The sequence below is a fragment of the Streptomyces sp. ISL-66 genome, assembly GCF_018614135.1.
Classification (GTDB): domain Bacteria; phylum Actinomycetota; class Actinomycetes; order Streptomycetales; family Streptomycetaceae; genus Streptomyces.
In genome coordinates this window covers 15,232-36,756 of record NZ_JAGGOW010000110.1, presented here as the reverse complement: position 1 = coordinate 36,756, position 21,525 = coordinate 15,232, and the positions used below count along the sequence as shown (strand labels likewise).

Genomic DNA, 21,525 nt, shown 5'->3' with positions numbered 1-21,525 from the left:
CAGGGGGGACCCTGTGGGAGAGTAGGACGCCGCCGAACAATTATTGTGGGAAAGCCCCGCACCAGCCCTTACAGGGTTCGGTGCGGGGCTTTTCTGCGTTTACGGGGCCTTGCGAAAACCGGAGGAAGTCTTCCTGGCCGGCTGGCTAGGATCCCGAGCTATGAACGAGCACGAGATACGGCCTGTACGCGCCGACGAATGGGCCAAGGTCAAGGAACTGCGGATCACGGCCCTGCACGATCCGGTGGCGGCCGTGGCCTTCCTGGAGACGGTCGAACAGGCCGAGAGCAAAGCGGATGACTTCTGGCGGGACCGGGCGGCCGGGGCCGCGTCCGGGCGAGGCGTCCGGCAGTTCGTCGCCGAATCGGCCGATGGGCAGTGGGACGGGACGGTGACGGTCCTCGTCGAGGAGCGCGGGGCGAGCGACCTCTTCGAGGGGACCGTCGAGCAGACGCAGGGACACCTCGTGGGCGTGTTCGTACGGCCCGAGCAGCGGGGGACCGGGCTGACCGAAGCCCTTTTCGAGGCCGCGCTGGACTGGGCCTGGTCGATGGAGGAGCCGGTGCTGGAGCGCGTACGGCTCTTCGTGCACGAGGACAACCCGAGGGCGGCCGCGTTCTACCGGCGCTTCGGGTTCGCGGCGAGCGGGAAGGTCGTGCCGATGCCGACCGACCCGTCCGCGAAGGAGCTGGAGTACGTGTTCGCGCGGCCGTAGCGGCCGTATAGCAGCCGGAGGGGACGTGGCGGTTACGGGCCGGCGTTGACGGGCAGGTCCGCTTCCGGCCAGCGGGAGCGGGCCTGTTCGCGGCTGCGGCACAGGGCGAGGAGGGGGAGCGTGTCGTCCTGGAGCAGCTGCGGGAGCTGGGGGATCGGCGCGACAGCGGCGACATCGTCGAAGACGAGCGCCAGTGGTGGGTCGAGCCGACCGTGGGATGACCGTGCGGCCACGCGACGGCCGTGCTCGACCACGCTGGAGGCGAGTGCGGTCAGCAGTGGCATCGCACCCGGGTGGGTCCGGGGATCTTCCAGCGGTTCGCCCACCACGTAAAGGGTGCCCCCTTCGGAGACGAACGATGCGAGGGCGAGCGAGTCGGTTCTGTTCGGGGTGCAGGACTCGCGGATGTGGATCGAGGAGAGCGCGCTCAGCGCGCGGGCCGTGAGGTGCTGGGCGAGTTCGCGGCGCCCGGCGTGGGCGGTGAGGGCGCTCTCGAGCTCTCCGGCCGTGCCGGGGGCGATGACCGGTGCCTGGGGGTGGGTACGGAGGATGCGGACCGGCTCCTGGGCGTTCGTGCCCTGGGCCCAGCGGTGGAGCTGCTTGAACGGGCGGTTGTCGAGGGCGGCGGCCTGGAGCCAGCTGCGGAGGAGCGTTTCGGCGGTTTCCGCGACCGCCGTGTCCATGCGGGCCTGGGGGCGGACCGGGGCGAGGAGCGCGATGGCGCGGGCGGCGGCGGTTTCGCGGTCCGCGCAGTCGGTGGCCGGGTTCCAGTGCAGGCGGGCCGGGGTGTCGCAGAGGTGGGAGGGGTCGTAGAGGAGGACGGGGCCGAGTTTGGCGCGGGCGTCCTTGGTCTGCGACCAGAGGGTGGGGGAGGAGGTGATGACGAGAACGGGGCCGGGTGCAGCGGTGATCGCTGCGCTGGCTGCGGGGTGGCGGTGCTCCGGGGGAGCGTAGGTGAGGCGGCGGGGGGTCGGTCTTGATCCCGGTCCTGATCCCGGGCCCGGTCCCTGTCCCAGACCCTGTCCCAGACCCTGTCCCAGACCCCGTCCCGGTCCTGATCCCGTTGCCGTTGCCGGGGATTGGGGGGCGTAGCCGAAGCCGTAGCGGTAGGCCTCGTCGGTGGGCGCGGTTGCCGGGGATCGGCCGCCGGGGATCTGGGTCTCGGACACCGGTGGTGCGGCTGGGGGTGGTGTCGCGCCGTGGTTGCCGTGCGGCGCCGTTGCCGGGGGCCAGCCCCCGGACCCCCGCACCTCAAACGCCGGCGGGGCTGGATTTGCCGGCGGCGCTGGATTTGCAGCCGGGGCTGGATTTGCAGCCGACGCTGGATTTGCCGGCGGCGCTGGACTTGCAGCCGGGGCTGGATTTGCAGCCGGGGCTGGATTTGCTGCCAGGACCGAGGGGGCCGGTGGGGGCGGGTTTTTGTGGCGGGATTTTGAGCGGGCCAGGGTGCCTAGGGTGAAGATGGTCAGGACCAGGAGGATCAGGAGTTGGCCGATGAAGAGGCCCCAGAAGAGGCCCCAGCCGGAGAGGGCCGCGGGGGTGGTGTCCGGCCAGGCTGAGGGGAGGTCTTGGGGGTGAGTTATCAGGGAGCGGACCGCCGTCGGGGTGCGGGTGAAGGTGACCGTGTCGGGCCAGGCGCCCTTCGCGAGGAGGGCGGAGAGGCCGGTGGACGTCCAGACGAGGACGGCCAGGCCGAGGAGGAAGGCGAGGAGGCCCACCAGGAGGCCGTCCGGGATGCCGCCCTGGGAAGGGCGGTCCGTGCGGTCGGGCATGTCAGGCCACCGTTGTTGCCGAGCCGGTGCCACCGCCGTTGCGGTGGCGTTCCATCAGGAGGGCGCGTTCCTCCGCCTCCAGTTCGGCGGCGAGGAGGTCGGCGGGCAGCCGGTGCTGGGCCGAGGTTTCGGTCATGGCGCGGTCCGTGTAGACGAGGGGGCGTTCGGCTTCGGTGATCAGGTGTTTGACGACCTGGACGTTGCCGTTGACGTCCCAGACGGCGATGCCGGGGGTGAGGGTCGGGATGATTTCCACCGCCCAGCGCGGCAGGCCCAGTACTCGGCCCGTGGCGCGGGCCTCGTCTGCTTTTTGGGCGTAGATCGTGCGGGTCGAGGCCATCTTGAGGATGGCCGCGGCTTCGCGGGCCGCCGCGCCGTCGACGACGTCCGAGAGGTGGTGGACGACGGCGACGAAGGACAGGCCGAGGCGGCGGCCGAATTTGAGGAGCCGCTGGAACAGCTGGGCCACGAAGGGGCTGTTGATGATGTGCCAGGCCTCCTCGACCAGGAAGATGCGCTTCTTCCGGTCGGGGCGGATCCAGGTGTGCTCCAGCCATACTCCGACGATCGCCATCAGGATGGGCATGGCGATGGAGTTGCGGTCGATGTGGGAGAGGTCGAAGACGATCAGCGGGGCGTCGAGGTCGATGCCGACGGTGGTGGGGCCGTCGAACATGCCTCGCAGGTCGCCGTCGACGAGACGGTCGATGACGAGCGCCACGTCGAGGCCCCAGGCCCGGACATCGTCTGTGTCGACGTTCATCGCGAGGGCGGATTCGGGCTCGGGGTGGCGCAGTTGTTCCACGATGTCGGTCAGGACCGGCTGGCGGGTGGTGATCGTTTCGACGACGTACGCGTGCGCGACCTTGAGGGCGAAACCGGAGCGTTCGTCGAGGCCGTGGCCCATGGCGACTTCGATGATGGTGCGGAGCAGCGCGAGCTGGCCGGTCGTGGTGATCGCCGGGTCGAGGGGGTTGAGTCGGATCCCGTCGTCGTTGGCGGCGATCGGGTCCAGGCGGATGGGGGTTATTCCCAGCTGCTGGGCGATGAGGTTCCATTCGCCGACGCCGTCCTCGCCCTGGGCGTCGAGCACGACGACCTGGCGGTCCTTGAAGCGCAGTTGGCGCAGGACGTACGTCTTCTCGAGGGCCGACTTGCCGTTGCCGGATTCGCCGAGGACCAGCCAGTGCGGGGCCGGGAGCTGCTGGCCGTACAGCTGGAAGGGGTCGTAGATGTAGCCCTTGCCGCTGTAGACCTCACGGCCGATGATGACCCCGGAGTCGCCGAGTCCGGGGGCGGCGGTGGGCAGGTAGACGGCCTGCGCCTGGCCGGTGGAGGTGCGCACGGGCAGTCTGGTGGTTTCGACCTTGCCGAACAGGAAGCTGGTGAAGGCGTCCGTCAGGGCGGACATGGGATCTCGCATGGGCGGCCATTCCCTCCAGCTAGCGTCGGATGCCGGTGGCGAACGGCAGGGTGTTGACGAAGGCGCGGTGGTGTTCGCGGTCGCACCATTCGAGTTTCAGGTAGGACTTGCCCGCGGAGGCGCGGATGGTGCGCTTGTCGCGGGCGAGGGCCTCGGGGGACCGCGAGGACACGGTGATGTACCCGACGAGGTTGACTCCCGCGGCGCCGCTCGCGAGGTCTTCACCGCGCTGGTCGAGCCGGCCGTGTGCGGCGATGTCACGGGGGTCGACGGTGCGGTTCATCTTGGCGGCGCGGCTGGCGTCGGCCTCGTCGTTGGTCTTCTCGGTGAGCATGCGCTCGATGGCGATCTCGGTGGGTTCGAGGTCCATGGTGACGGCGACGGTGCGGATCACGTCGGGCGTGTGGACGAGGAGCGGTGCGAGGAAGTTGACGCCGACCGGGGTCATCGGCCATTCCTTCACCCACGCGGTGGCGTGGCACCAGGGGGCGCGGGTGGAGGACTCGCGGGTCTTGGCCTGGAGGTAGGTGGGTTCCACGGCGTCGAGTTCGGCGGGCCAGGCGTTGCGCTTGGTCATGGCCTGGATGTGGTCGATGGGGTGGTCCGGGTCGTACATGGAGTGCACGAGGGAGGACAGCCGGCCCTGGCCGAGCGGCTGGCGGACGCGGATGTCGGCCTCGGCGAGGCGGGCGCAGATGTCGGTGAGTTCGCGGGCCATGACGATGGCGAGGCCGGCGTCGCGGTCGAGCTTGCGGCCCTTGTACGGGGTGCCCGCGCGGGCGATGGTCTGGGCCTCGGCGGCGAGTTCGCGGGTGAAGTGCATGCAGGCGACGAGGTACGCGCGGTGCTGCTCGGAGGAGGTGGACACCATCGACTGGAGCTGGTCGTAGGAGTCGCGCAGCCAGCCGGGGGCGCGGGTGTCGCCGCGCTGGGCCACGTCCTTGGCGTGCGCGTCGGGGTCCGCGGGGAGGGTGCGGGCGAGCATCTGGAGGCGGGTGACGAAGCCGTCGCCGTTGGCCACGTGCTTGAGGAGGGTGCCGAAGCGGTCGACGAGGGCTTCTTGGTCCTCGCTGTCGCGCAGGCCCACTCCGGGGCCCTCGATCTCGATGGCGGCGGTGACGGTCCTGCGGTCCGCGTGGAGGAGCACGGCGATCTCATCGGGGCCGAAGGGCGCCGCGAGCCAGTTGATGCGGCCGATGCCGGGGGGCGGGCCGACTTCGACCTCGCGGCCGTCGGCGGCGCGGATGCCGGCTTCCATGGCGCCCGAGCGGAACGTCGTGCCGCGGCGCAGGGTGCGCTTGTAGCTGCGGTTGATCTCGAACCAGCGGTAGAAGGTGCGGCCGCGGAAGGGGACGTAGACGGCGGCGAGCGCCAGCATGGGGAAGCCGGCGAGCGTGACGATGCGCAGGGTGAGGCTGGGGACGAGCAGTCCGCTCATCATGCCGAGGAACGCGCCGGCGATGATCAGCGCGATCTCGCCCGTCTCGCGGTTCTTGCCGACGATCGCGTTCGGCCGGGCCCGGCCGATGAGATAGGTGCGGCGGGGCGCGACCGGGTGGAGTTGGTGGAGCTGGTGGGACTGGGTCGTCACCGCCCGTCACCTCCTGTGTTCCTCGTGCTGGAGCTCGTACGGGGCGGGGGCGCGGCGGCGGATCCGCCGCCGGCGCCGCTTCCGCCGCTTCTGCCGCCGGAGCCGCGGCTGCTGTGTGCGGCCATGCCTCCGGAGATCTGGTTGGCGTCGCCGCCTCCGCCGCCGCTCGCGCGGTGGGCGCCCGCACCGCTGCCGCCGCGGCTGCTGTGGGTTTTGATGCCCTGGGAGACGAGGGAGGCGGGGGAGCTGATGACGGCGGCGGCCTGGGCGCCGTCGGTGGCCTTGCTGCGGGTGGAGCGGGCGGAGGCGATCTCGTCGCCGAAGCCGGGTACGAAGCGGTAGATCATCGCCGAGGCGAAGATCGCCAGGAGGATGATGGCGAGGCCGGAGACGACGGCGGAGAAGGCATTGGGACCCTTCTCGCCGGCCAGGGCCCCGGCGAGGCCGAGGACGATGACGATGACCGGCTTCACGAGGATCACGGCGATCATGATGCCCGCCCAGCGGCGGACGTGGCCCCAGAGGTTGCGGTCGACGAGGCCGGCGTAGACGACGGTGCCGAGCAGGGCGCCGACGTAGAGGAGCGCGGCCCGGATCACGAGTTCGAGGCAGAGGATGCCGGCGGCGAGGACGGTGACGAGGGCTACCACGATCAGCATGATCGGGCCGCCGCCGATGTCGTCGCCCTTCTTGAGGGCTTCGGCGAAGGAGCCGAAGAAGACGTCGGTCTGGCCGCCGGTGGCGGAGGCGATGACCTCGGTGACGCCGTCGGTGGCGGAGACGATGGTGTAGAGGATGAGCGGGGTGAAGGCGGAGGCGAGGACGGTGAGCCAGAGGAAGCCGATGGCCTCGGACATGGCGGTGGTGAAGGGGACGCCGCGGATGGCTCGTTTGGCGACGGCGAAGAGCCACAGGACGAGGGTCAGGATGGTGGAGGCGGCGAAGACGATGGCGTACTGCTTGAGGAAGGCGCCGTTGGTGAAGTCGACGTTGGCCGTGCCGTTGACCGCCTTGCTGAGCTCGCCGACGATCCAGGCGGCGGCGTCGGCGCAGCCCTTGGCGAGGGAGGTGAGGGGGTTGAGGGCGTCGGTGGGGTCGCTGGGGGCGAGGCCCGTACGGGGGGCTCCGCCGGTTGCGCCGTCGCCTCGTTCGCAGTAGTCCTTGGCGGGGCCGCGGATCAGGTCGCAGGGGTTGTTGCTCGCCTGGGGCGTGGGCGTCGGCGTGGGCGTCGGCGTTGGAGCGGCCATGGCCCGGGTGGTCAAGAGGACGGTAGCGGTCTGCACGGCCGTTGCGATGGCCAGGAAGGACAAGCCGCGACGGCTAGCGTGCATAGGTAAGCCCCCCGAACTGGGACACAGCTGCGGCCATCTCTTCAGCGGAGGCCGCTGCTTGGTCCCGGCCCACGGGGGCCGGACCGTCCTTCTGCGTGAAGTTGGAGATGCGCCAGTCCCCGCTGATCCAGCGGAGGTCGAAGGTGTTGGTGTACCAACTTTCGGCGACCGGGTTCTTGGAACCCTCCCCTGCGAGGCCGAACAGCGTCGAGTACCAGACGGAGACGCTCGCGGTGTCACCGCCGAACCGCTCCATCTTTGTGCCCACGGGGTTCGTCCGCGAGATGAAGGTCAGCCCCTTGGGAGCTTTGCCGCCGGCATCGAGTCCGATGCGGGCCAGGAACTGCTGGTCCGCATAGACGCGATCCAGATCGCCCTGACGGGCGGAGGCGACGTCCGGCAGGTACACGGCCTGCACGATGGCACGTCTCCGCGTCGCATCGAACATGCCGTCGGAGCCCAGTGCCACCGCGTAGTTCGCGGCAGCGGACTGCGCGCCCTGCTCGTTCTGGGGGAAGCCCTTCGGGATGCCCGCGGACTTGGTGTCGACCGGGGGGACGCCCGTGGCTGCCGTGGGGTTGGTGGCCGGGGGTTTGTCGGAGGCCGGCGGGGGGTCCTGGGGGGTGTGGGACTGGTTCGCGAACGCGATGGCGGCGATTAGGAGGACCACCACGCCGACGACCGCGATCAGGCCGCGGGAGGCGCGGGGGGTGCGGCGGGGGGAGCCGTAGGGGTCCGAGGAGGACTCCGGGAAGCGGGTACGGGTCTGGCCCGTGCCGCCGACTTCGCCGTGGCCCGCGCCGCCGCCACCACCGTATTGGTCGTCGCTGCTCATTCGGTGTTCGCCCCCTCCGCTTCGTACGACGGTAGCGCTGGTATCCGCGCAGGCGCGGCGTGGTGAGTCCTCATCAGGGCACTGGCTAGACGGCCATTCCGTACACGATGGTGAAGAGCGTGCCGAGGGAGCCGATGATGAAGACGCCCGTCAGGCCGGCCACGATCAGGCCCTTGCCCTGTTCCGCGCTGAAGGTGTCGCGCAGGGCCGTCGCGCCGATGCGCTGCTTGGCGGCGCCCCAGATGGCGATGCCGAGGCAGAGGAGGATCGCGACGGCCATGACCACCTCGACCATGATCTTCGCTTCGTTGCCGAGACTGCCGAACGGGCCCCAGTTCGGGGCGATTCCGCCGATGATGGTGGTGATGTCGCCTTTTTCGGCTGCCAGGATCATGTAACTCACCGCCCTGAAGGGGTAGTTCCGTTAGCCCGTGCCCGGACGGCAAGGGTCACGCTCTATCTTCGCTGATGAAACCGGCGCCGTATGTCGACTTGACTGCTCTCTTTACCCGATCTGCGCCCGATGGTTCCGTTCGCCTGCTCTGACCTGGGCTCGGGCGGCGTGTGGGGGAAAGAGCGTATGGTCACTCTGTGTATCACGAGGGGTGACCGCGGGCAATGATTGGGGTCCCGCCGTACGGGGCGCCTGCCGAGGGGACGCCGTTCGGCTCAGTGGGCGGGCGTGTCGTTCGGCCATCCCGATGACATATGTCCGACATTCCGTCAGTCGTTCCATCCGGGCGCGGAGTCGGGGGTGATGCTCCACCTCGTTCGGTAGGCGAGTACGCGGCAACGCGGCACGCGGTGCGGCGATGTGGCGATGTGAGGAGTGGTCGACGGATGGGTTACTTCAGTAGGGCGGGGCGGCGGGCGGCGTGGGTGGCCGGTGGGTTCGCGGTGCCTTTGGCGCTCGTGCTCACGGGGGTGTCGGCCCCGGTGGCGGTCGCCGCCGGCGGTGCTTCCTGCGCGAAGCCCGGCGGGGACGACGACCTGCGGTCGGTGAAGCCCGTGAAGGGCGCCAAGGCGGCGCCCATGGGCGGCAACGGGTGTCAGGGCCAGCGCGGTCAGCGGGGCGGGAAGGGGCCGAAGGGCGACCGGGGGCCGAAGGGCGACCGCGGGCCGGCCGGTCCGTGCGTCGACCTGGACTCGGTCAAGGCGGTGGCCGATCAGGAGCTCAGCGCCGCGCTGATCAGGGGGCGCGTGTACATCGGCCGGCGGACCGCGACTCCGGTCGCCGTCGGTCCGTACATCTGGAAGGACCTCACCACGCGGGCGAACCCGGGCTTCCCGAAGAACGCGTGCAGCGTGTCCATCACCTTCACCGGCCCCCGGGCGTACGTGAAGGTGTTGACGCAGGGTGGGGACGTCTCCGAGATCGCCTGCGACTACGGGCCCATGAGCATGACCTGCCCGTTGGGCTGGCAGGCGGTCGTCAAGCCCTGACGGCCGCCGGCCGGCATCCCCGCCGGTGCCGCGCCCGGGGCACGAGCCGGGCGCGGCACCGGCGGGGTGTTCGTGCTGTCCAGGGTGTCCCGGGTCCGGGCGGCACCGCGGACCCGCGGGGTTTCCTACGGGAGCCAGTGCGCGGGGTGGTCCAGGGTGGGCGGGAGGAGGGTGGCGGGGGAGCCCTTGGCCGCGTTGAGCTGGGGTTGTGTGAGGAAGAGGGCGTCGCGGAGGTCGGCGCCGCGCAGGTCGGTGTCGCGGAAGTCCGCGCCGATCAGGTCGGCCGAGCGGAGGTCGGCGCCGCTGAGGTCGGCCGCGATCAGGTAGGCGCCGCGCAGGTTGGCGCCGCGCAGGTCCGCCCCCGAGAGGCGGGCGCCCATCAGGTCGGCGCCGCGGTGGTTCTTCTTGCGGCCGGGCACCTTGGCGCGTACGAGCTCGCTGGTCTTCAGGAGGAGGGCGTTGGCCTCCTGGCGGAGGGGGCCGATGTCGAGCGCCGCGAGGGCCTCGGCGGTGGCCCGCGTCCAGCGTGTGGTGTCGGCCAGGGCCACGCGGAGGGCGGCGTGGACGGGGCGGGCCGCGGGGAGGGTGAGGGCCTCGGAGAGGTAGGCGAGCAGCTCGTGCAGCTGCCGCATCACCGGGAAGACCTCGAACATCGCGCCGGAGGTGCCGGGGTGGGTGCGCCAGTCGCGGCCGCCGAAGGTGACCTGGGAGACCTGCTGGCCCGCGCCGAAGCAGTCGAAGACGGTGCAGCCGGGGAAGCCCTCGTCGCGCAGCCGGGTGTGGATGCCGCAGTGGAAGTCCTGGCGGAGGTTCTTGCAGGGGGTGCCGGCGGGCTTGTTCACCGCGAAGTCGGTGGACTTGGCGAAGGGCAGGGCGACGCAGCACAGCGCGAAGCAGTTGGCGCAGTCCGCCCGCAGCAGCGGGAGCGGCAGCGGGGTGGGGGCGGGGGTCGGGTTCGCGGGGGTGGGGGCCGCGGGGGAGGTGTGAGGCTTGGGCACGTCGCCATTGTCCCCTGGTGGGGGAGATGGGGTGCCCGCCCTGCGGAGCGGTCTTGATCGCGCAGCGCGCGGGCGCGAGCATCGGATCATGACCCAAGTGATCGCAGTCGCCGTCATCACCTTCCTCGCCGTCATCAGTCCCGGCGCGGATTTCGCCATGGTCGTCCGCAACAGCTATCTCTACGGGCGTCCCACCGGGCTGTTCGCGGCCGCCGGGGTCGCGGCCGGCGTGCTGGTCCACGTCTCGTACACGATGCTCGGGGTCGGTCTGCTGATCGCCTCCTCCGCCGGGCTCTTCACGGTGATCAAGCTCGCGGGCGCCGCGTACCTGGTGTGGATCGGGATAAGGACCTTCCGGGCGCGGGCCGAGGTGACCGTGGACCTGGAGGAGAAGACCGGGCTGACGCCGTTCGCGGCGCTGCGGGCCGGGTTCCTGACGAACGTGCTCAATCCGAAGACCACGCTGTTCGTCGTGTCGACCTTCACGCAGGTGGTCGGGCCGGACACCCCGGTGTGGCAGCAGGCCGGGTACGGGCTGTTCATGTCGGCGGCGCACCTGGGCTGGTTCGGGGCGGTGGCCCTGTTCTTCTCCAACTCGCGGCTGCGCGACCGGATGCTGAAGGCGCAGAAGGCGCTGAACCGGGCCATCGGTTCGGTGCTGGTGGGGCTCGGGGTGGGCCTGGGGTTCGCCCGCTGAGGTCTGGCGGGCGCGGGTTACCTGTCGGTAGCGTGCGGGGCATGGCTGGCATGGATGGCATGGGTGGCATGAGTGAGGTCGAGGCGTTCTACGAGCGGATCGACGCGGGCCGGTTCCGGGCCACCGGGTACACGCGCGGCCCCTGGGACCCCGGCTCGCAGCACGCCGGCCCGCCGGCCGCGCTGCTGGGCCGGGCGATCGAGGAGCGGCCGGGCGGCCGGGAGGACATGCGGATCGCCCGGATCACGTACGAGATCCTGCGCCCGGTGCCGATCGGCCCGTTGGAGGTGACCACCAGCGTGCTGCGGGCCGGCCGCGGCACCGAGGTCGTCGAGGCCGCGCTGGCCCCCGCCGGGGCGGCGCCCGTGATGCTGGCGCGCGCCCTGCGGATCCGGACGGCGGCAGAGTCCGTACCGGCCGTCGTGCCGGGGCCGGAGCTGCCGCCGCCCGGGGAGGTGGGGGTGACGCCGTTCTTCCCGGTGCCGTGGGAGACGGGCTACCACTCGGCGATGGAAACCCGCTTCACCGAGGGCGCGTTCGTCGAACTCGGTCCCGGCACCTGCTGGATGCGGATGGGGGTGCCGCTGGTGGCCGGGGAGGAGGCCAGGCCCCTGGACCGGGTGCTGGTCGCCGCGGATTCGGGCAACGGCATCAGCTCCGTCATGGACTTCGGGCGGTACGTCTTCGTCAACGGCGACCTCACCGTCCATCTGCACCGCCATCCGGTGGGCGAGTGGGTGTGCGTGGAAGCCCGTACGAGTGTGGACGCGGCCGGCATCGGCCTCGCGGACGCCCGCCTGCACGATGAGAAGGGGCCGATCGGGCGGAGCGCGCAGAGCCTCTTCGTGGCGCCGAGGACCTAGCGCTGTGGGCGAGCGGTGCGGGGCGGGAGCCCGACCCGGCCAACCCGCTTGAGCCGTAGGGAAGTCGCCGCGGCGCGTGCGGCTGAGCGGAAAGGCCGTCAGGGCGCCGCCTCCGGCGCGGGATCCGGGTGGCCGGACCGTGGTGTTCCGGCATCCGGTTTCGGCCACGGAGGGCACGAGTTTGCGGTGTACCGGTTTCGACAGAGGCCCCCCATAGGGATGACAACGGGGGATGCTTCGACACGGAGGGTGAATGCCCGGGGATTGACGGTTCGATGGGGGAGGGTTGGCGGGTGCGCAGAGTCTGGGTCATCGGCGGTATCGGCTTCGGAGCATGCCTGTGCTTCGTCGCCCTGCTCGTGGTCGGCACGTACTCGGCCGCCGCGGGGCTCGCGACCGGTGCGGGCGGCCGGGCGGTGGGCCTCGTGAAGGGGGCCGTGCCGGGGAAGTACCAGGCGCTCGTACAGAAGTGGGGCAACCTCTGCCCGACCCTGACCCCGGCCCTCCTGGCGGCGCAGCTCTACTCGGAGAGCGGCTGGGACCCTGGTGTCGTCAGCCCGGCCGACGCGCGGGGCATCGCGCAGTTCATTCCGGGCACCTGGGCCACGCACGGCATCGACGGGGACGGCGACGGCGACCGGGACATCTGGGATCCCAACGACGCGATCCCATCGGCGGCTTCGTACGACTGCGAGCTCGCGCGGTACGTGGGCAAGGTGCCCGGGGACGCCGTCAGGAACATGCTGGCCGCCTACAACGCCGGGCCCGGTGCGGTGATACAGCATCAGGGGGTCCCGCCGTTCCGGGAGACCCAGGGGTACGTGAAGACGATCACTACCCTCGCCAAGAGCTTCGAGGCTCCCGTCGGGCGGGTGGCGCCCTCGCAGCAGGCGGCCGGGGCGATCTACTTCGCGCAGAAGCAGTTGGGGACGCCCTACTTGTGGGGTGGGAACGGGACGGCCGATCAGGGTGGGCGGTTCGACTGTTCGGGGCTGACCAAGGCCGCGTACGAATCCGTCGGGATCGACCTGCCGCGCGTGGCGAACGACCAGTACAACGCCGGTCCGCACCCCTCGCGGGCGGAACTGCTGCCGGGAGACCTGGTGTTCTTCTCCGATGATCTGACGAACTCCCGGGAGATCCGGCACGTCGGGCTGTACGTGGGCGGCGGGTACATGATCAACGCCCCGTTCACCGGCGCCGTGATCCGCTTCGACAAGATCGACACGCCTGACTACTTCGGTGCCACCCGCGTGACCAAGGACGGTGCGGAAGCGCTGCCGAGGCGCGAGGGCGTCGGCAACGCAGCGTGAGGCGTAGGCCCTGAGCTGCGACGATGAGTCACTCTTCGATAACGTTGGAGTGATCATTCGGTGGAGAGTGGAACGCGGCGGCCAGAACGGGCGTTCCATGGTCACGGGGACTGAATCACCGGACTGCATACCGGGGGGCGAAGGGGCGCACACAGGGGTGCGCCCGCCGAAGTACCTAGGCAAGGGCAAGGGGCCGCATCACCATGGCTGGACTCACAACTGGTGGGCCGAACGTGGATGTAAGCCTGCTGTACGAGATCAACGGACTGTCCCGGTGGGCCCCGGACTGGCTGGACCGGGCGGTCGCGGTCGTCGGCGAGTACGGGATCCCGCTGGCCCTCGTGCTCCTGGTGCTGTGGTGCTGGCGCGGGGCGCGCCGCCAGGACGAAGCCGCGGCCGTCGAGTCCTTCACCGCCCTCGTGTGGGCCCCGCTCGCCGCGGGTGCCGCGCTGCTCCTGAACGTTCCGCTGCGCGAATTCGTGGGCCGGGCGCGGCCGGTCGCGCAGCACGAGGGGGTCGAGGTGCTGGATCCCGGAGCCGGGATCAGCCACAGCGCCTTCTCCTTCGTCAGCGACCACTCGACGCTCGCCATGGCGCTGGGCGTCGGCCTGTTCGTCGCCCACCGCAAGTTCGGCTCCATCGGGATCGGGCTGGCCCTGCTGGAGGGGTTCACCCGGGTCTACATGGGCCTGCACTACCCGACCGACGTCATCGGCGGACTGGCCCTCGGCACCGCCGTGGTGCTGCTGCTCGCGCCGCTCGCGATGGCGCTGCTGACCCCGGTGGTGCGGGCGGTGGCCCGGTCGCCCCGCCTGGGCGTACTGGTCCGCGCGCGGGGCCGGGTACTGGCCCGGCCGCTGGACCTCGCCTCGCCCACCCCGCCGCCGGTACGCGGCCACGAGAGCGACCTCGCCGCCTGAGCCCGGGCCTTGGCCGGTCGTGATCCGGCGGTCATGAACGGGCGGTCTTCACCCGCAGCCCCGACCCGGTGGTCGTGAACGGGCGCTCATCCGACGCCGTACGACTCCCACACGCTCATGACCACGGCCGCCAGCAGACACAGCGCGGCCGCCCCGAAGCAGAGGCGGACCGCCGGCGGGCGGGAGCGCGGGGGCGGGGTCACGGGTCGCCGCCGTCGGCGCCCTCTACGGCGTCCGCGTCCTCGCGGCGGTAGCGGTAGCGGGAGCGCAGCCACAGCGCGGTCGCGGCGGCCGCGGCGGTGGTGACCCCGATGGCCAGGGCGACTTCGCCGGGGCCGTCCGCCGTGCCCACCGGGCTGGCCCGGGCGGGCGCGGTGACGGCGCTGACGGTGGCGGCGGGGGCCGTCGCGGCCGGGGCGAGCGCGATCAGCGGGGCCCAGAGGAGGGCGGCGAGGCGCGGTGGGAGCGCGGGTCCGGGCATGGGTCAAGGGCAACCGGTCCCGGGCGTGTCGGCCAGCGGGGTCGTCCGATCGGGCGACCGGCCCGTCAGGCGGCCGGTGCGCTCACTCCGCCGTGTGCCGGGTGGCGTCCTTGCGGGCCAGGTCGCGGGAGCGGCGGGCCGGGCCGCGCCAGCCGCAGGTGCAGACGGCCAGGGAGAAGGAGCCGCGCTCCGAGGTGCTCGTGGCGTGGTCCGGGAGCGGCAGGTCCGGTCCGATGGGGTCGCGGGGCAGCGGCACGGCGGCAAGCGGAGGGACGAGAGTCGCTTCGGTGTGCGGGTCCACGCCACCACGGTACCCGGGATGTCCGGGCCGGGGGACTACCGGGAACCGGTCGGTTCCGCGGAGGAGAACCGGGAGCGGAACGGGGGTCGGACCGGGGGCGGAACGGGAGCCGAACCGGGAGCCGAACCGGGAGTCGGACCGGGAGCGGAACGGGGCGTGAAACCGGGAACGGAACGGGCCGGCGCCGGGCGGCGGGCCGGGGCGGTGCTCGTTCCCCGGGGTCCCCCCTGGCTTCCCGCGGGGTCCCCCCTGGCTGCCCGCGGGGTCCGCCCCGGCTTCCCCCGGGGTTCGCGCGCCGTTCGGGGAGGGCCCCGGCCCGTGACGGGAGGCCCCGGACCTCGTTAAGCGGAGCGGGTGGGCCTCGGGCAAACAGCGGTCACGCGTTGGGGGTTGGCAGGCGATGGTGGTGCACGCGCACAGGTGGCGGCCGGGACGCGGCGAAGCGGCGTTCGCGGTCTGCATCGCCCTGGCGGTGGTGGCGTTGAGCGGGTGCGGCGGCGACGCGGTCGCCGGCGACGACGCGAGGCCCGCCGACGACCCGGCGGCCGCGGTCCGCGGAGCCGCCGACGCGCTCGCGAAGACCGGCAGCGCGCGGGCCCGTACGGCGATGGAGATGGCGACCGGCGGCACCAGGGTCACCATCCGGGGCGAGGGCGGGGTCGACTTCAAGAACCGGATGGGCCAGCTCCTGGTCATGCTCCCGGACGACGCCAAGGGCAAGGCCGAGCACCGGCCGATCACCGAGCTCCTGGTTCCCGGCGCGCTCTACATGAAGAACCGGGGCGCGGGCGTCCCCGACGACAAGTGGGTACGGGTCGACACGACGGCCCTCGCCGACGGGAACCTCGTCACGGGCGGGGCCACCGACCCGATGGCCGCCGCCGAGCTGCTGCGCGGCGCGCAGGAGGTGACGTACGTCGGCGAGACCGAGGTGGCGGGGACCAAGGTGCGGCACTACCGGGGTACGACCGACATCGCGCGGGCCGCGGCCGCCGCCTCGCCGGCGGTGAAGGGCGCGCTGGAGGCGGCGGCGAAAGGGTTCAGCAAGGACGCCGTGCCGTTCGACGCGTACCTCGACGAGGAGGGACGGCTGCGCAAGGTCCGCCACCGGTTCACCTACGTCAACAATGGCGTGATCGATGTGTCTTCCACCACGCTGCTCTACGGCTTCGGAACGCCGGTCACCGTCGTATTGCCCCAGGAAGGGGACATTTACGCGGGAAAGATCGCCGACTAGCCGGTCGGGGGCGCGCGGGGGCGGCGCGTTCGGGTCCTGCCGGGTATCCGGAAATGGTCCATCCGTGTCATGCGCCCGGCGCCTTCCCGTCCCTACGCTGAGGAACCGAGCGCCGGCGAACGGACGACGGCGGAGAGAGGTGACACGCGTGACTCCCGCAGGCGGTACGACGGTGCAGGACCACGTGGCTCTCGCTGAGATCGAGCTGTGCGGCGAGCTGATCATCGCGGCCTCCGCCGCGCACGAGGACCGGCTCAGCCAGGACCGCATCGACGAAGTGCTGATGGGGCGATAGCCCGCCGCCCTCCGCGGCTCAGGTGCGCAGCAGTCGCGCGATCGCCTTCGTGGCTTCCTCGACCTTGGCGTCGATCTCGCCGCCGCCCTTGACGGCCGCGTCCGCGACGCAGTGCCGGAGGTGTTCTTCCAGCAGTTGGAGCGCGAAGGACTGCAGTGCCTTCGTGCTCGCCGAGACCTGGGTGAGTATGTCGATGCAGTAGACGTCCTCGTCGACGAGGCGCTGGAGACCCCGGATCTGCCCCTCGATCCGGCGCAGCCGCTTGAGGTGCTCGTCCTTCTGGTGGTGGTAGCCGTGCACCGCGCCGGTGGCCGCGCCCGCGGCCGTGGCGTCGGGCGCGGCGACGTCCGCGCCGGCGACCGTGCCCGCTTCGGCCCCGGAGCCCTCCGCCTGGATGGCAGTCATGCGTCCTCCCGTGGTCCGGATCGAGGGGGTGCATACCGTGCATACCCCTCATGGGTATATGATACCGGCCCTCGTCCACAGGGACAGGGGGCCGTGGGTCCTCACTCTGCCTGATGGAGGACACTGGGGAACTGCCGGTTAGCCGTGGCCGGAGGATGCGCCTAGCATCAGCCTGACCGAATCCAATGCACCCCGAGGACCTCACGTGCGATTTCGTCTGACCCCCAGGGAGACGAGCTTCTACGACATGTTCGCCGCATCCGCGGACAACATCGTCACGGGCTCCAAACTCCTGATGGAACTGCTCGGAGCGGACTCCTCCGCCCGGGTCGAGATCGCGGAGCGGATGCGGGCGGCGGAGCACGCCGGAGACGACGCGACCCACGCGATCTTCCACCAGCTCAACTCCTCCTTCATCACGCCGTTCGACCGCGAGGACATCTACAACCTGGCGTCCTGCCTCGACGACATCATGGACTTCATGGAGGAGGCGGTCGACCTGGTCGTCCTCTACAACGTGGAGGAGCTCCCCAAGGGAGTCGAGCAGCAGATCGAGGTACTGGCGCGCGCGGCCGAGCTGACCGCCGAGGCCATGCCGCACCTGCGGACCATGACCAACCTGACCGAGTACTGGATCGAGGTCAACCGCCTCGAGAACCAGGCGGACCAGATCCACCGCAAGCTGCTCGCCCAGCTCTTCAACGGCAAGTACGACGCCATGGAGGTGCTGAAGCTCAAGCAGATCGTCGACGTGCTCGAAGAGGCGGCCGACGCGTTCGAGCACGTTGCGAACACGGTGGAGACCATCGCGGTCAAGGAGTCCTGAACCTCGTGGACACCTTCGCTCTGATCGCGACCATCGGTGTCGCGCTCGGTTTCACGTACACCAACGGTTTCCACGACTCGGCGAACGCGATCGCGACCTCGGTCTCGACCCGCGCGCTGACCCCGCGCGCCGCGCTCGCGATGGCCGCAGTGATGAACCTGGCCGGCGCCTTCCTCGGCAGCGGGGTCGCCAAGACGGTCAGCAAGGGGCTCATCGAGACGCCGCACGGCGACAAGGGGATGTGGATCCTCTTCTCCGCGCTGGTCGGTGCGATCGTCTGGAACCTCGTCACCTGGTACTTCGGCCTGCCCTCCTCCTCCTCGCACGCGCTGTTCGGCGGCATGGTGGGCGCGGCGCTGGCGGGCGGGATCGGCGTCATCTGGCACGGGGTGCTGGAGAAGGTCGTCATCCCGATGTTCCTCTCGCCCATCGTCGGCCTGATCGTGGGCTACCTGGTGATGGTCGCGATCATGTGGATGTTCCGCCGTTCCAACCCGCACAAGGCCAAGCGCGGCTTCCGCATCGCCCAGACGGTCTCGGCGGCCGCCATGGCCCTCGGCCACGGTCTGCAGGACGCGCAGAAGACGATGGGCATCGTGGTGATGGCCCTGGTCATCGCGGATGTCCAGAGCTCGAGCGACCCGATCCCGGTCTGGGTCAAGGTCGCCTGTGCGGTGATGCTCTCGCTCGGTACGTACGCGGGCGGCTGGCGCATCATGCGCACCCTGGGCCGCAAGATCATCGAGCTCGACCCGCCGCAGGGCTTCGCCGCGGAGACGACGGGCGCGTCGATCATGTACACCGCCTCGTACCTGTACCAGGCACCGATCTCCACCACCCACGTGATCACCTCGGCGATCATGGGTGTGGGCGCTACCAAACGGGTGAACGCGGTCCGCTGGGGCGTCGGCAGGAACATCGTCCTGGGCTGGTTCATCACCATGCCGGCCGCGGGCCTGGTCGCCGCGGTCAGCTTCTGGATCGTGAACCTGGCCGTCGGCTAACCGACGGCCAGGTCCGCCCGCGAGGGCGAAGGAAGCGGGCCGGCTCCCCCCACCCAGGGGGAGCCGGCCCTTTTCTTTCTCTCGCCCCGCGGTGGCACCGCCATGCAGCACCGCGGGACGTTCGCACATCCGGGTCTAGCCGAAGCGGCCCGAGATGTAGTCCTCGGTGGCCTGCACGGACGGGTTCGAGAAGATCCGGTCCGTGTCGTCGATCTCGATCAGCTTGCCGGGCTGACCGACCGCGGACAGGTTGAAGAAGGCGGTGCGGTCGGAGACGCGCGCGGCCTGCTGCATGTTGTGCGTCACGATGACGATCGTGAAGCGCTCCTTGAGCTCGCCGATCAGGTCCTCGATGGCGAGGGTGGAGATCGGGTCGAGGGCCGAGCAGGGCTCGTCCATCAGGAGGACCTGGGGCTCGACCGCGATGGCGCGGGCGATGCACAGGCGCTGCTGCTGGCCGCCGGAGAGGCCGGAGCCGGGCTTGTTCAGGCGGTCCTTGACCTCGTTCCAGAGGTTGGCGCCCTGGAGGGACTTCTCGACGACCTCGGCCAGCTCGGACTTCTTGAAGGAGCCGTTGAGCCGCAGGCCCGCCGCCACGTTGTCGAAGATCGACATGGTGGGGAAGGGGTTCGGGCGCTGGAAGACCATGCCGACCGTGCGGCGGACCGCGACCGGGTCCACGCCGGGGCCGTACAGGTTCTCGTCGTCCAGCAGTACCTTGCCCTCGACGCGGCCACCGGGAGTGACCTCGTGCATGCGGTTCAGGGTGCGCAGGAAGGTGGACTTGCCGCAGCCGGACGGGCCGATGAAGGCGGTCACGGAGCGGGGCTCGACGGTCATCGAGATGTCGTCGATGGCCTTGTGGGTGCCGTAGAAGGCGGACAGTCCGCTGACGTCGATTCGCTTGGCCATGAGGGGTCACTTCGCTTTCATGAGTCGCGTCAGCGACCGGTCTTCGGGGCCTTCCAGCGGGCGATGCCGCGGGCCACCAGATTGAGGATCATGACGAAGGCGATCAGGACGAGCGCCGCGCCCCAGGCCCGGTCGTAGGAGGCTTCACTGCCGACCTTGTACTGCTCCCAGATGTACAGGGGGAGTGAGGACTGGGCGCCTTCGAAGGGGTTGTTGTTGATCAGCTGGGAGCCGAAGACCAGCAGCATGATCGGGGCGGTCTCGCCGGCGATGCGGGCGACGGCCAGCATCACGCCGGTGGAGATGCCGCCGATGGCGGTGGGCAGCACGACCTTGAGGATCACGCGCCACTTCGGCACCCCGAGGGCCAGGGCGGCCTCGCGCAGCTCGTTCGGGACGAGCTTGAGCATCTCCTCGGTGGAGCGGACCACGACGGGCATCATCAGGATCGACAGGGCCATCGCGCCGGCGAAGCCGGAGGGGCCGAAGCCGAGCATGAGGTTCCAGGTCGTCAGGATGAACAGACCGGCGACGATGGAGGGGATGCCGGTCATGACGTCGACGAAGAACGTCACGGACTTGGCGAGCGCGCCCCGGCCGTACTCGACCAGGTAGACGGCGGTCAGCAGGCCGATGGGGGCCGCGATCGCGGTGGCCAGGGCGACCTGCTCGATGGTGCCGAGCAGCGCGTGGTAGACGCCGCCGCCGGCCTCGAAGCTGGTCACGCCGTTCATCGAGTGGCCGAGGAAGTCCCCGTCGAGGACCTTCGCGCCGCGGCTGATGGTGGTCCACAGCAGCGAGAGCAGCGGGACGACGGCGAGGACGAAGCAGACCCAGACCACGGAGGTCGCGACCCGGTCCTTGGCCTGGCGGCGGTTCTCGATCACCGAGCTGGCCGTGTACGTGACGGCCACGAAGAGGACGGCCGCGAGCAGGCCCCACTGGATCTTGCTGTGGAGGCCGGCGGCGGCGCCGATGCCACAGCCGAGGGCGATCGAGAGGACCGCGATGCCGGCCGGGGCCCAGCGGGGCAGGTGGCCCTGCGTCAGGCTGGTGGGGGCGACGGACGTGCGGGCCCGGGAGGGGCGCGGGTCCTGGAGTGCGTGGCTCATCAGGCGTTCGCCCCCGAGAAGTCCTCGCGACGGGCGATGATCAGCCGGGCGGTGCCGTTGACCAGCAGGGTGAGCAGGAAGAGGACGAGACCGGAGGCGATCAGGGCGTCGCGGCCGAACTCGTTGGCCTCGTCGAACTTCGCGGCGATGTTCTGTGCGAACGTGCCGCCGCCCGGGTCCAGGATGTGGCCGGAGATCAGGAAGCTCGGGGACAGGACGGTCGCCACGGCCATGGTCTCGCCCAGCGCGCGGCCGAGGCCGAGCATCGAGGCGGAGATGACCCCGGAGCGGCCGAAGGGCAGTACCGACATGCGGATGACTTCCCAGCGGGTCGCGCCGAGGGCCAGGGCCGCCTCCTCGTTCATGCGCGGGACCTGGAGGAAGACCTCGCGGCTGACGCTGGTGACGATCGGCAGGATCATGATCGCGAGCAGGATGCCGACGGTGAAGAGCGAGCGTGCGACGCCGATCTGGGTCTTGTCGAAGACGTAGGTCCAGCCCATGTACTCGTCGAGCCACAGGTTCAGGCCGGCCAGCTGCGGGACCAGGAAGAGGGCGCCCCAGATGCCGTAGACGATCGACGGCACGGCGGCCAGCAGGTCGACGACGTAGGCGAGGGGGGAGGCCAGCTTGCGCGGCGCGTAGTGCGAGATGAAGAGGGCGATGCCGACGGCGATCGGGACCGCGATGGCCATCGCGATGATCGAGCTGACGACGGTGCCGAAGAGCAGGACGGCGATGCCGAAGACGGGGGGCTTGGCCGATGCGTTCCAGTCGAACGTGGTGAGGAAGTTGCCCTCGTTGTCGGCCAGGGCGATCGAAGCGCGGTAGGTGAGGAAGACGGCGATCGACGCCATGATCACCAGGAGCAGGATGCCGGAGCCCTTGGAGAGGCCGGCGAAGATCTTGTCACCGGCGCGGCCGGTGGACCTTCCGCTCGGAGTGACGGGCGGAGCCGTGGCGATCTGGGTGGGTGTGGTGGAAGCCATGATCTTTCCGGTCTGATGGGGGGCAGGCCCCCTGGCGGCGGTGCACCGGATCCCCTGGGCGA

Annotated in this window: 23 protein-coding genes; 10 read left to right on the top strand and 13 right to left on the bottom strand. The window is 70.8% G+C overall.

Annotation, left to right across the window (positions count from 1 at the left end; translation table 11 throughout):
• Positions 1 to 160: 160 nt before the first annotated feature.
• Entirely contained in the window at positions 161 to 715 is a 555-nt protein-coding gene (locus tag J7E97_RS21205; protein WP_215029585.1) for a GNAT family N-acetyltransferase, read from the top strand.
• Positions 716 to 747: 32 nt separating this feature from the next.
• On the opposite strand, the gene J7E97_RS21200 is transcribed toward J7E97_RS21205, so the two are convergent.
• From J7E97_RS21200 to J7E97_RS21175, 6 genes are all read right to left on the bottom strand, one after another.
• Positions 748 to 2,487, bottom strand: a complete 1,740-nt coding sequence (locus tag J7E97_RS21200; protein WP_215029583.1) for a type IV secretory system conjugative DNA transfer family protein — start codon at positions 2,485 to 2,487, stop codon at positions 748 to 750.
• Position 2,488: 1 nt separating this feature from the next.
• Positions 2,489 to 3,910, bottom strand: a complete 1,422-nt coding sequence (locus J7E97_RS21195; protein ID WP_215029580.1) for an ATP-binding protein — start codon at positions 3,908 to 3,910, stop codon at positions 2,489 to 2,491.
• A 19-nt stretch (positions 3,911 to 3,929) separates the two neighbouring features.
• Complete coding sequence (locus tag J7E97_RS21190; RefSeq protein WP_215029578.1) at positions 3,930 to 5,501, bottom strand: SCO6880 family protein; 1,572 nt, start codon at positions 5,499 to 5,501, stop codon at positions 3,930 to 3,932.
• Positions 5,498 to 6,832, bottom strand: coding sequence for a hypothetical protein (locus J7E97_RS21185; protein WP_215029576.1), 1,335 nt, complete (start codon positions 6,830 to 6,832; stop codon positions 5,498 to 5,500). Before J7E97_RS21185 ends, J7E97_RS21190 begins: the two co-directional genes overlap by 4 nt.
• Complete coding sequence (locus tag J7E97_RS21180) at positions 6,822 to 7,667, bottom strand: hypothetical protein (RefSeq protein WP_215029574.1); 846 nt, start codon at positions 7,665 to 7,667, stop codon at positions 6,822 to 6,824. Before J7E97_RS21180 ends, J7E97_RS21185 begins: the two co-directional genes overlap by 11 nt.
• Positions 7,668 to 7,752: 85 nt before the next feature.
• Positions 7,753 to 8,061 carry a hypothetical protein gene (locus J7E97_RS21175; protein ID WP_112452163.1) on the bottom strand — a complete coding sequence of 103 codons (309 nt, stop codon included), beginning with the start codon at positions 8,059 to 8,061 and terminating at the stop codon, positions 7,753 to 7,755.
• Between the two features lie 446 nt (positions 8,062 to 8,507).
• Between J7E97_RS21175 and J7E97_RS21170 the strand changes: the two genes are divergently transcribed.
• Entirely contained in the window at positions 8,508 to 9,110 is a 603-nt protein-coding gene (locus J7E97_RS21170) for a hypothetical protein (RefSeq protein ID WP_215029572.1), read from the top strand.
• 125 nt (positions 9,111 to 9,235) lie between these two features.
• On the opposite strand, the gene J7E97_RS21165 is transcribed toward J7E97_RS21170, so the two are convergent.
• Complete coding sequence (locus J7E97_RS21165; protein WP_251054901.1) at positions 9,236 to 10,042, bottom strand: pentapeptide repeat-containing protein; 807 nt, start codon at positions 10,040 to 10,042, stop codon at positions 9,236 to 9,238.
• Positions 10,043 to 10,196: 154 nt separating this feature from the next.
• Between J7E97_RS21165 and J7E97_RS21160 the strand changes: the two genes are divergently transcribed.
• From J7E97_RS21160 to J7E97_RS21145, 4 genes are all read left to right on the top strand, one after another.
• On the top strand, positions 10,197 to 10,805 hold the full coding sequence (locus J7E97_RS21160) for a LysE family translocator (RefSeq protein ID WP_215029567.1): 609 nt from the start codon (positions 10,197 to 10,199) through the stop codon (positions 10,803 to 10,805).
• Positions 10,806 to 10,846: 41 nt separating this feature from the next.
• The gene (locus J7E97_RS21155) at positions 10,847 to 11,668 is read left to right on the top strand and encodes a thioesterase family protein (protein ID WP_251054894.1); all 822 of its coding nucleotides are present in this window, start codon (positions 10,847 to 10,849) and stop codon (positions 11,666 to 11,668) included.
• A 293-nt stretch (positions 11,669 to 11,961) separates the two neighbouring features.
• Positions 11,962 to 12,981, top strand: a complete 1,020-nt coding sequence (locus J7E97_RS21150; protein WP_308346610.1) for a bifunctional lytic transglycosylase/C40 family peptidase — start codon at positions 11,962 to 11,964, stop codon at positions 12,979 to 12,981.
• A gap of 203 nt (positions 12,982 to 13,184) precedes the next feature.
• The gene (locus J7E97_RS21145) at positions 13,185 to 13,901 is read left to right on the top strand and encodes a phosphatase PAP2 family protein (protein ID WP_215029562.1); all 717 of its coding nucleotides are present in this window, start codon (positions 13,185 to 13,187) and stop codon (positions 13,899 to 13,901) included.
• Between the two features lie 199 nt (positions 13,902 to 14,100).
• Here J7E97_RS21145 and J7E97_RS21140 read toward each other — a convergent pair whose 3' ends face one another.
• Together J7E97_RS21140 and J7E97_RS21135 are read right to left on the bottom strand one after the other, a co-directional pair.
• Entirely contained in the window at positions 14,101 to 14,382 is a 282-nt protein-coding gene (locus J7E97_RS21140; RefSeq protein ID WP_215029561.1) for a hypothetical protein, read from the bottom strand.
• 82 nt (positions 14,383 to 14,464) lie between these two features.
• A complete protein-coding gene (locus tag J7E97_RS21135) occupies positions 14,465 to 14,683 on the bottom strand; it encodes a hypothetical protein (protein ID WP_215029594.1) in 219 nt (72 codons plus the stop codon).
• Between the two features lie 400 nt (positions 14,684 to 15,083).
• Here J7E97_RS21135 and J7E97_RS21130 point away from each other — a divergent pair, with 400 nt between their 5' ends.
• Together J7E97_RS21130 and J7E97_RS21125 are read left to right on the top strand one after the other, a co-directional pair.
• Positions 15,084 to 15,920, top strand: a complete 837-nt coding sequence (locus J7E97_RS21130; protein ID WP_215029559.1) for a hypothetical protein — start codon at positions 15,084 to 15,086, stop codon at positions 15,918 to 15,920.
• A gap of 148 nt (positions 15,921 to 16,068) precedes the next feature.
• The gene (locus tag J7E97_RS21125; RefSeq protein WP_215029591.1) at positions 16,069 to 16,215 is read left to right on the top strand and encodes a hypothetical protein; all 147 of its coding nucleotides are present in this window, start codon (positions 16,069 to 16,071) and stop codon (positions 16,213 to 16,215) included.
• An 18-nt stretch (positions 16,216 to 16,233) separates the two neighbouring features.
• On the opposite strand, the gene J7E97_RS21120 is transcribed toward J7E97_RS21125, so the two are convergent.
• A complete protein-coding gene (locus tag J7E97_RS21120) occupies positions 16,234 to 16,620 on the bottom strand; it encodes a metal-sensitive transcriptional regulator (RefSeq protein ID WP_251054893.1) in 387 nt (128 codons plus the stop codon).
• Positions 16,621 to 16,825: 205 nt separating this feature from the next.
• Between J7E97_RS21120 and J7E97_RS21115 the strand changes: the two genes are divergently transcribed.
• Positions 16,826 to 17,446: a DUF47 domain-containing protein gene (locus J7E97_RS21115; RefSeq protein WP_215029557.1), complete on the top strand. Its 621-nt coding sequence runs from the start codon at positions 16,826 to 16,828 to the stop codon at positions 17,444 to 17,446.
• A 5-nt stretch (positions 17,447 to 17,451) separates the two neighbouring features.
• Complete coding sequence (locus J7E97_RS21110; protein ID WP_215029556.1) at positions 17,452 to 18,450, top strand: inorganic phosphate transporter; 999 nt, start codon at positions 17,452 to 17,454, stop codon at positions 18,448 to 18,450.
• Positions 18,451 to 18,585: 135 nt separating this feature from the next.
• Here the strand turns inward: J7E97_RS21110 and pstB are convergent, their stop codons facing one another.
• From pstB to pstC, 3 genes are read right to left on the bottom strand one after another with little or no spacing between them, the layout of a single operon-like run.
• A complete protein-coding gene (pstB, locus tag J7E97_RS21105) occupies positions 18,586 to 19,362 on the bottom strand; it encodes a phosphate ABC transporter ATP-binding protein PstB (RefSeq protein ID WP_215029554.1) in 777 nt (258 codons plus the stop codon).
• Positions 19,363 to 19,391: 29 nt separating this feature from the next.
• Positions 19,392 to 20,474, bottom strand: a complete 1,083-nt coding sequence (pstA, locus tag J7E97_RS21100; protein WP_215029551.1) for a phosphate ABC transporter permease PstA — start codon at positions 20,472 to 20,474, stop codon at positions 19,392 to 19,394.
• Positions 20,474 to 21,463 (bottom strand): phosphate ABC transporter permease subunit PstC, encoded by a 990-nt coding sequence (pstC, locus tag J7E97_RS21095; protein WP_215029547.1) that lies wholly within the window; start codon positions 21,461 to 21,463, stop codon positions 20,474 to 20,476. The genes pstA and pstC overlap by 1 nt, the downstream gene beginning before the upstream one ends.
• Between the last annotated feature and the right edge of the window lie 62 nt (positions 21,464 to 21,525).

What these genes read in the sequence shown, in the direction of transcription:
- J7E97_RS21205 (WP_215029585.1), top strand. Translation starts at nt 161, where the DNA reads ATGAACGAGCACGAGATACGGCCTGTACGCGCCGACGAATGGGCCAAG.
- J7E97_RS21200 (WP_215029583.1), bottom strand. Translation starts at nt 2,487, where the DNA reads ATGCCCGACCGCACGGACCGCCCTTCCCAGGGCGGCATCCCGGACGGC.
- J7E97_RS21195 (WP_215029580.1), bottom strand. Translation starts at nt 3,910, where the DNA reads ATGCGAGATCCCATGTCCGCCCTGACGGACGCCTTCACCAGCTTCCTG.
- J7E97_RS21185 (WP_215029576.1), bottom strand. Translation starts at nt 6,832, where the DNA reads ATGCACGCTAGCCGTCGCGGCTTGTCCTTCCTGGCCATCGCAACGGCC.
- J7E97_RS21180 (WP_215029574.1), bottom strand. Translation starts at nt 7,667, where the DNA reads ATGAGCAGCGACGACCAATACGGTGGTGGCGGCGGCGCGGGCCACGGC.
- J7E97_RS21175 (WP_112452163.1), bottom strand. Translation starts at nt 8,061, where the DNA reads ATGATCCTGGCAGCCGAAAAAGGCGACATCACCACCATCATCGGCGGA.
- J7E97_RS21170 (WP_215029572.1), top strand. Translation starts at nt 8,508, where the DNA reads ATGGGTTACTTCAGTAGGGCGGGGCGGCGGGCGGCGTGGGTGGCCGGT.
- J7E97_RS21160 (WP_215029567.1), top strand. Translation starts at nt 10,197, where the DNA reads ATGACCCAAGTGATCGCAGTCGCCGTCATCACCTTCCTCGCCGTCATC.
- J7E97_RS21155 (WP_251054894.1), top strand. Translation starts at nt 10,847, where the DNA reads ATGGCTGGCATGGATGGCATGGGTGGCATGAGTGAGGTCGAGGCGTTC.
- J7E97_RS21145 (WP_215029562.1), top strand. Translation starts at nt 13,185, where the DNA reads ATGGCTGGACTCACAACTGGTGGGCCGAACGTGGATGTAAGCCTGCTG.
- J7E97_RS21140 (WP_215029561.1), bottom strand. Translation starts at nt 14,382, where the DNA reads ATGCCCGGACCCGCGCTCCCACCGCGCCTCGCCGCCCTCCTCTGGGCC.
- J7E97_RS21130 (WP_215029559.1), top strand. Translation starts at nt 15,084, where the DNA reads ATGGTGGTGCACGCGCACAGGTGGCGGCCGGGACGCGGCGAAGCGGCG.
- J7E97_RS21120 (WP_251054893.1), bottom strand. Translation starts at nt 16,620, where the DNA reads ATGACTGCCATCCAGGCGGAGGGCTCCGGGGCCGAAGCGGGCACGGTC.
- pstB (WP_215029554.1), bottom strand. Translation starts at nt 19,362, where the DNA reads ATGGCCAAGCGAATCGACGTCAGCGGACTGTCCGCCTTCTACGGCACC.
- pstA (WP_215029551.1), bottom strand. Translation starts at nt 20,474, where the DNA reads ATGAGCCACGCACTCCAGGACCCGCGCCCCTCCCGGGCCCGCACGTCC.
- pstC (WP_215029547.1), bottom strand. Translation starts at nt 21,463, where the DNA reads ATGGCTTCCACCACACCCACCCAGATCGCCACGGCTCCGCCCGTCACT.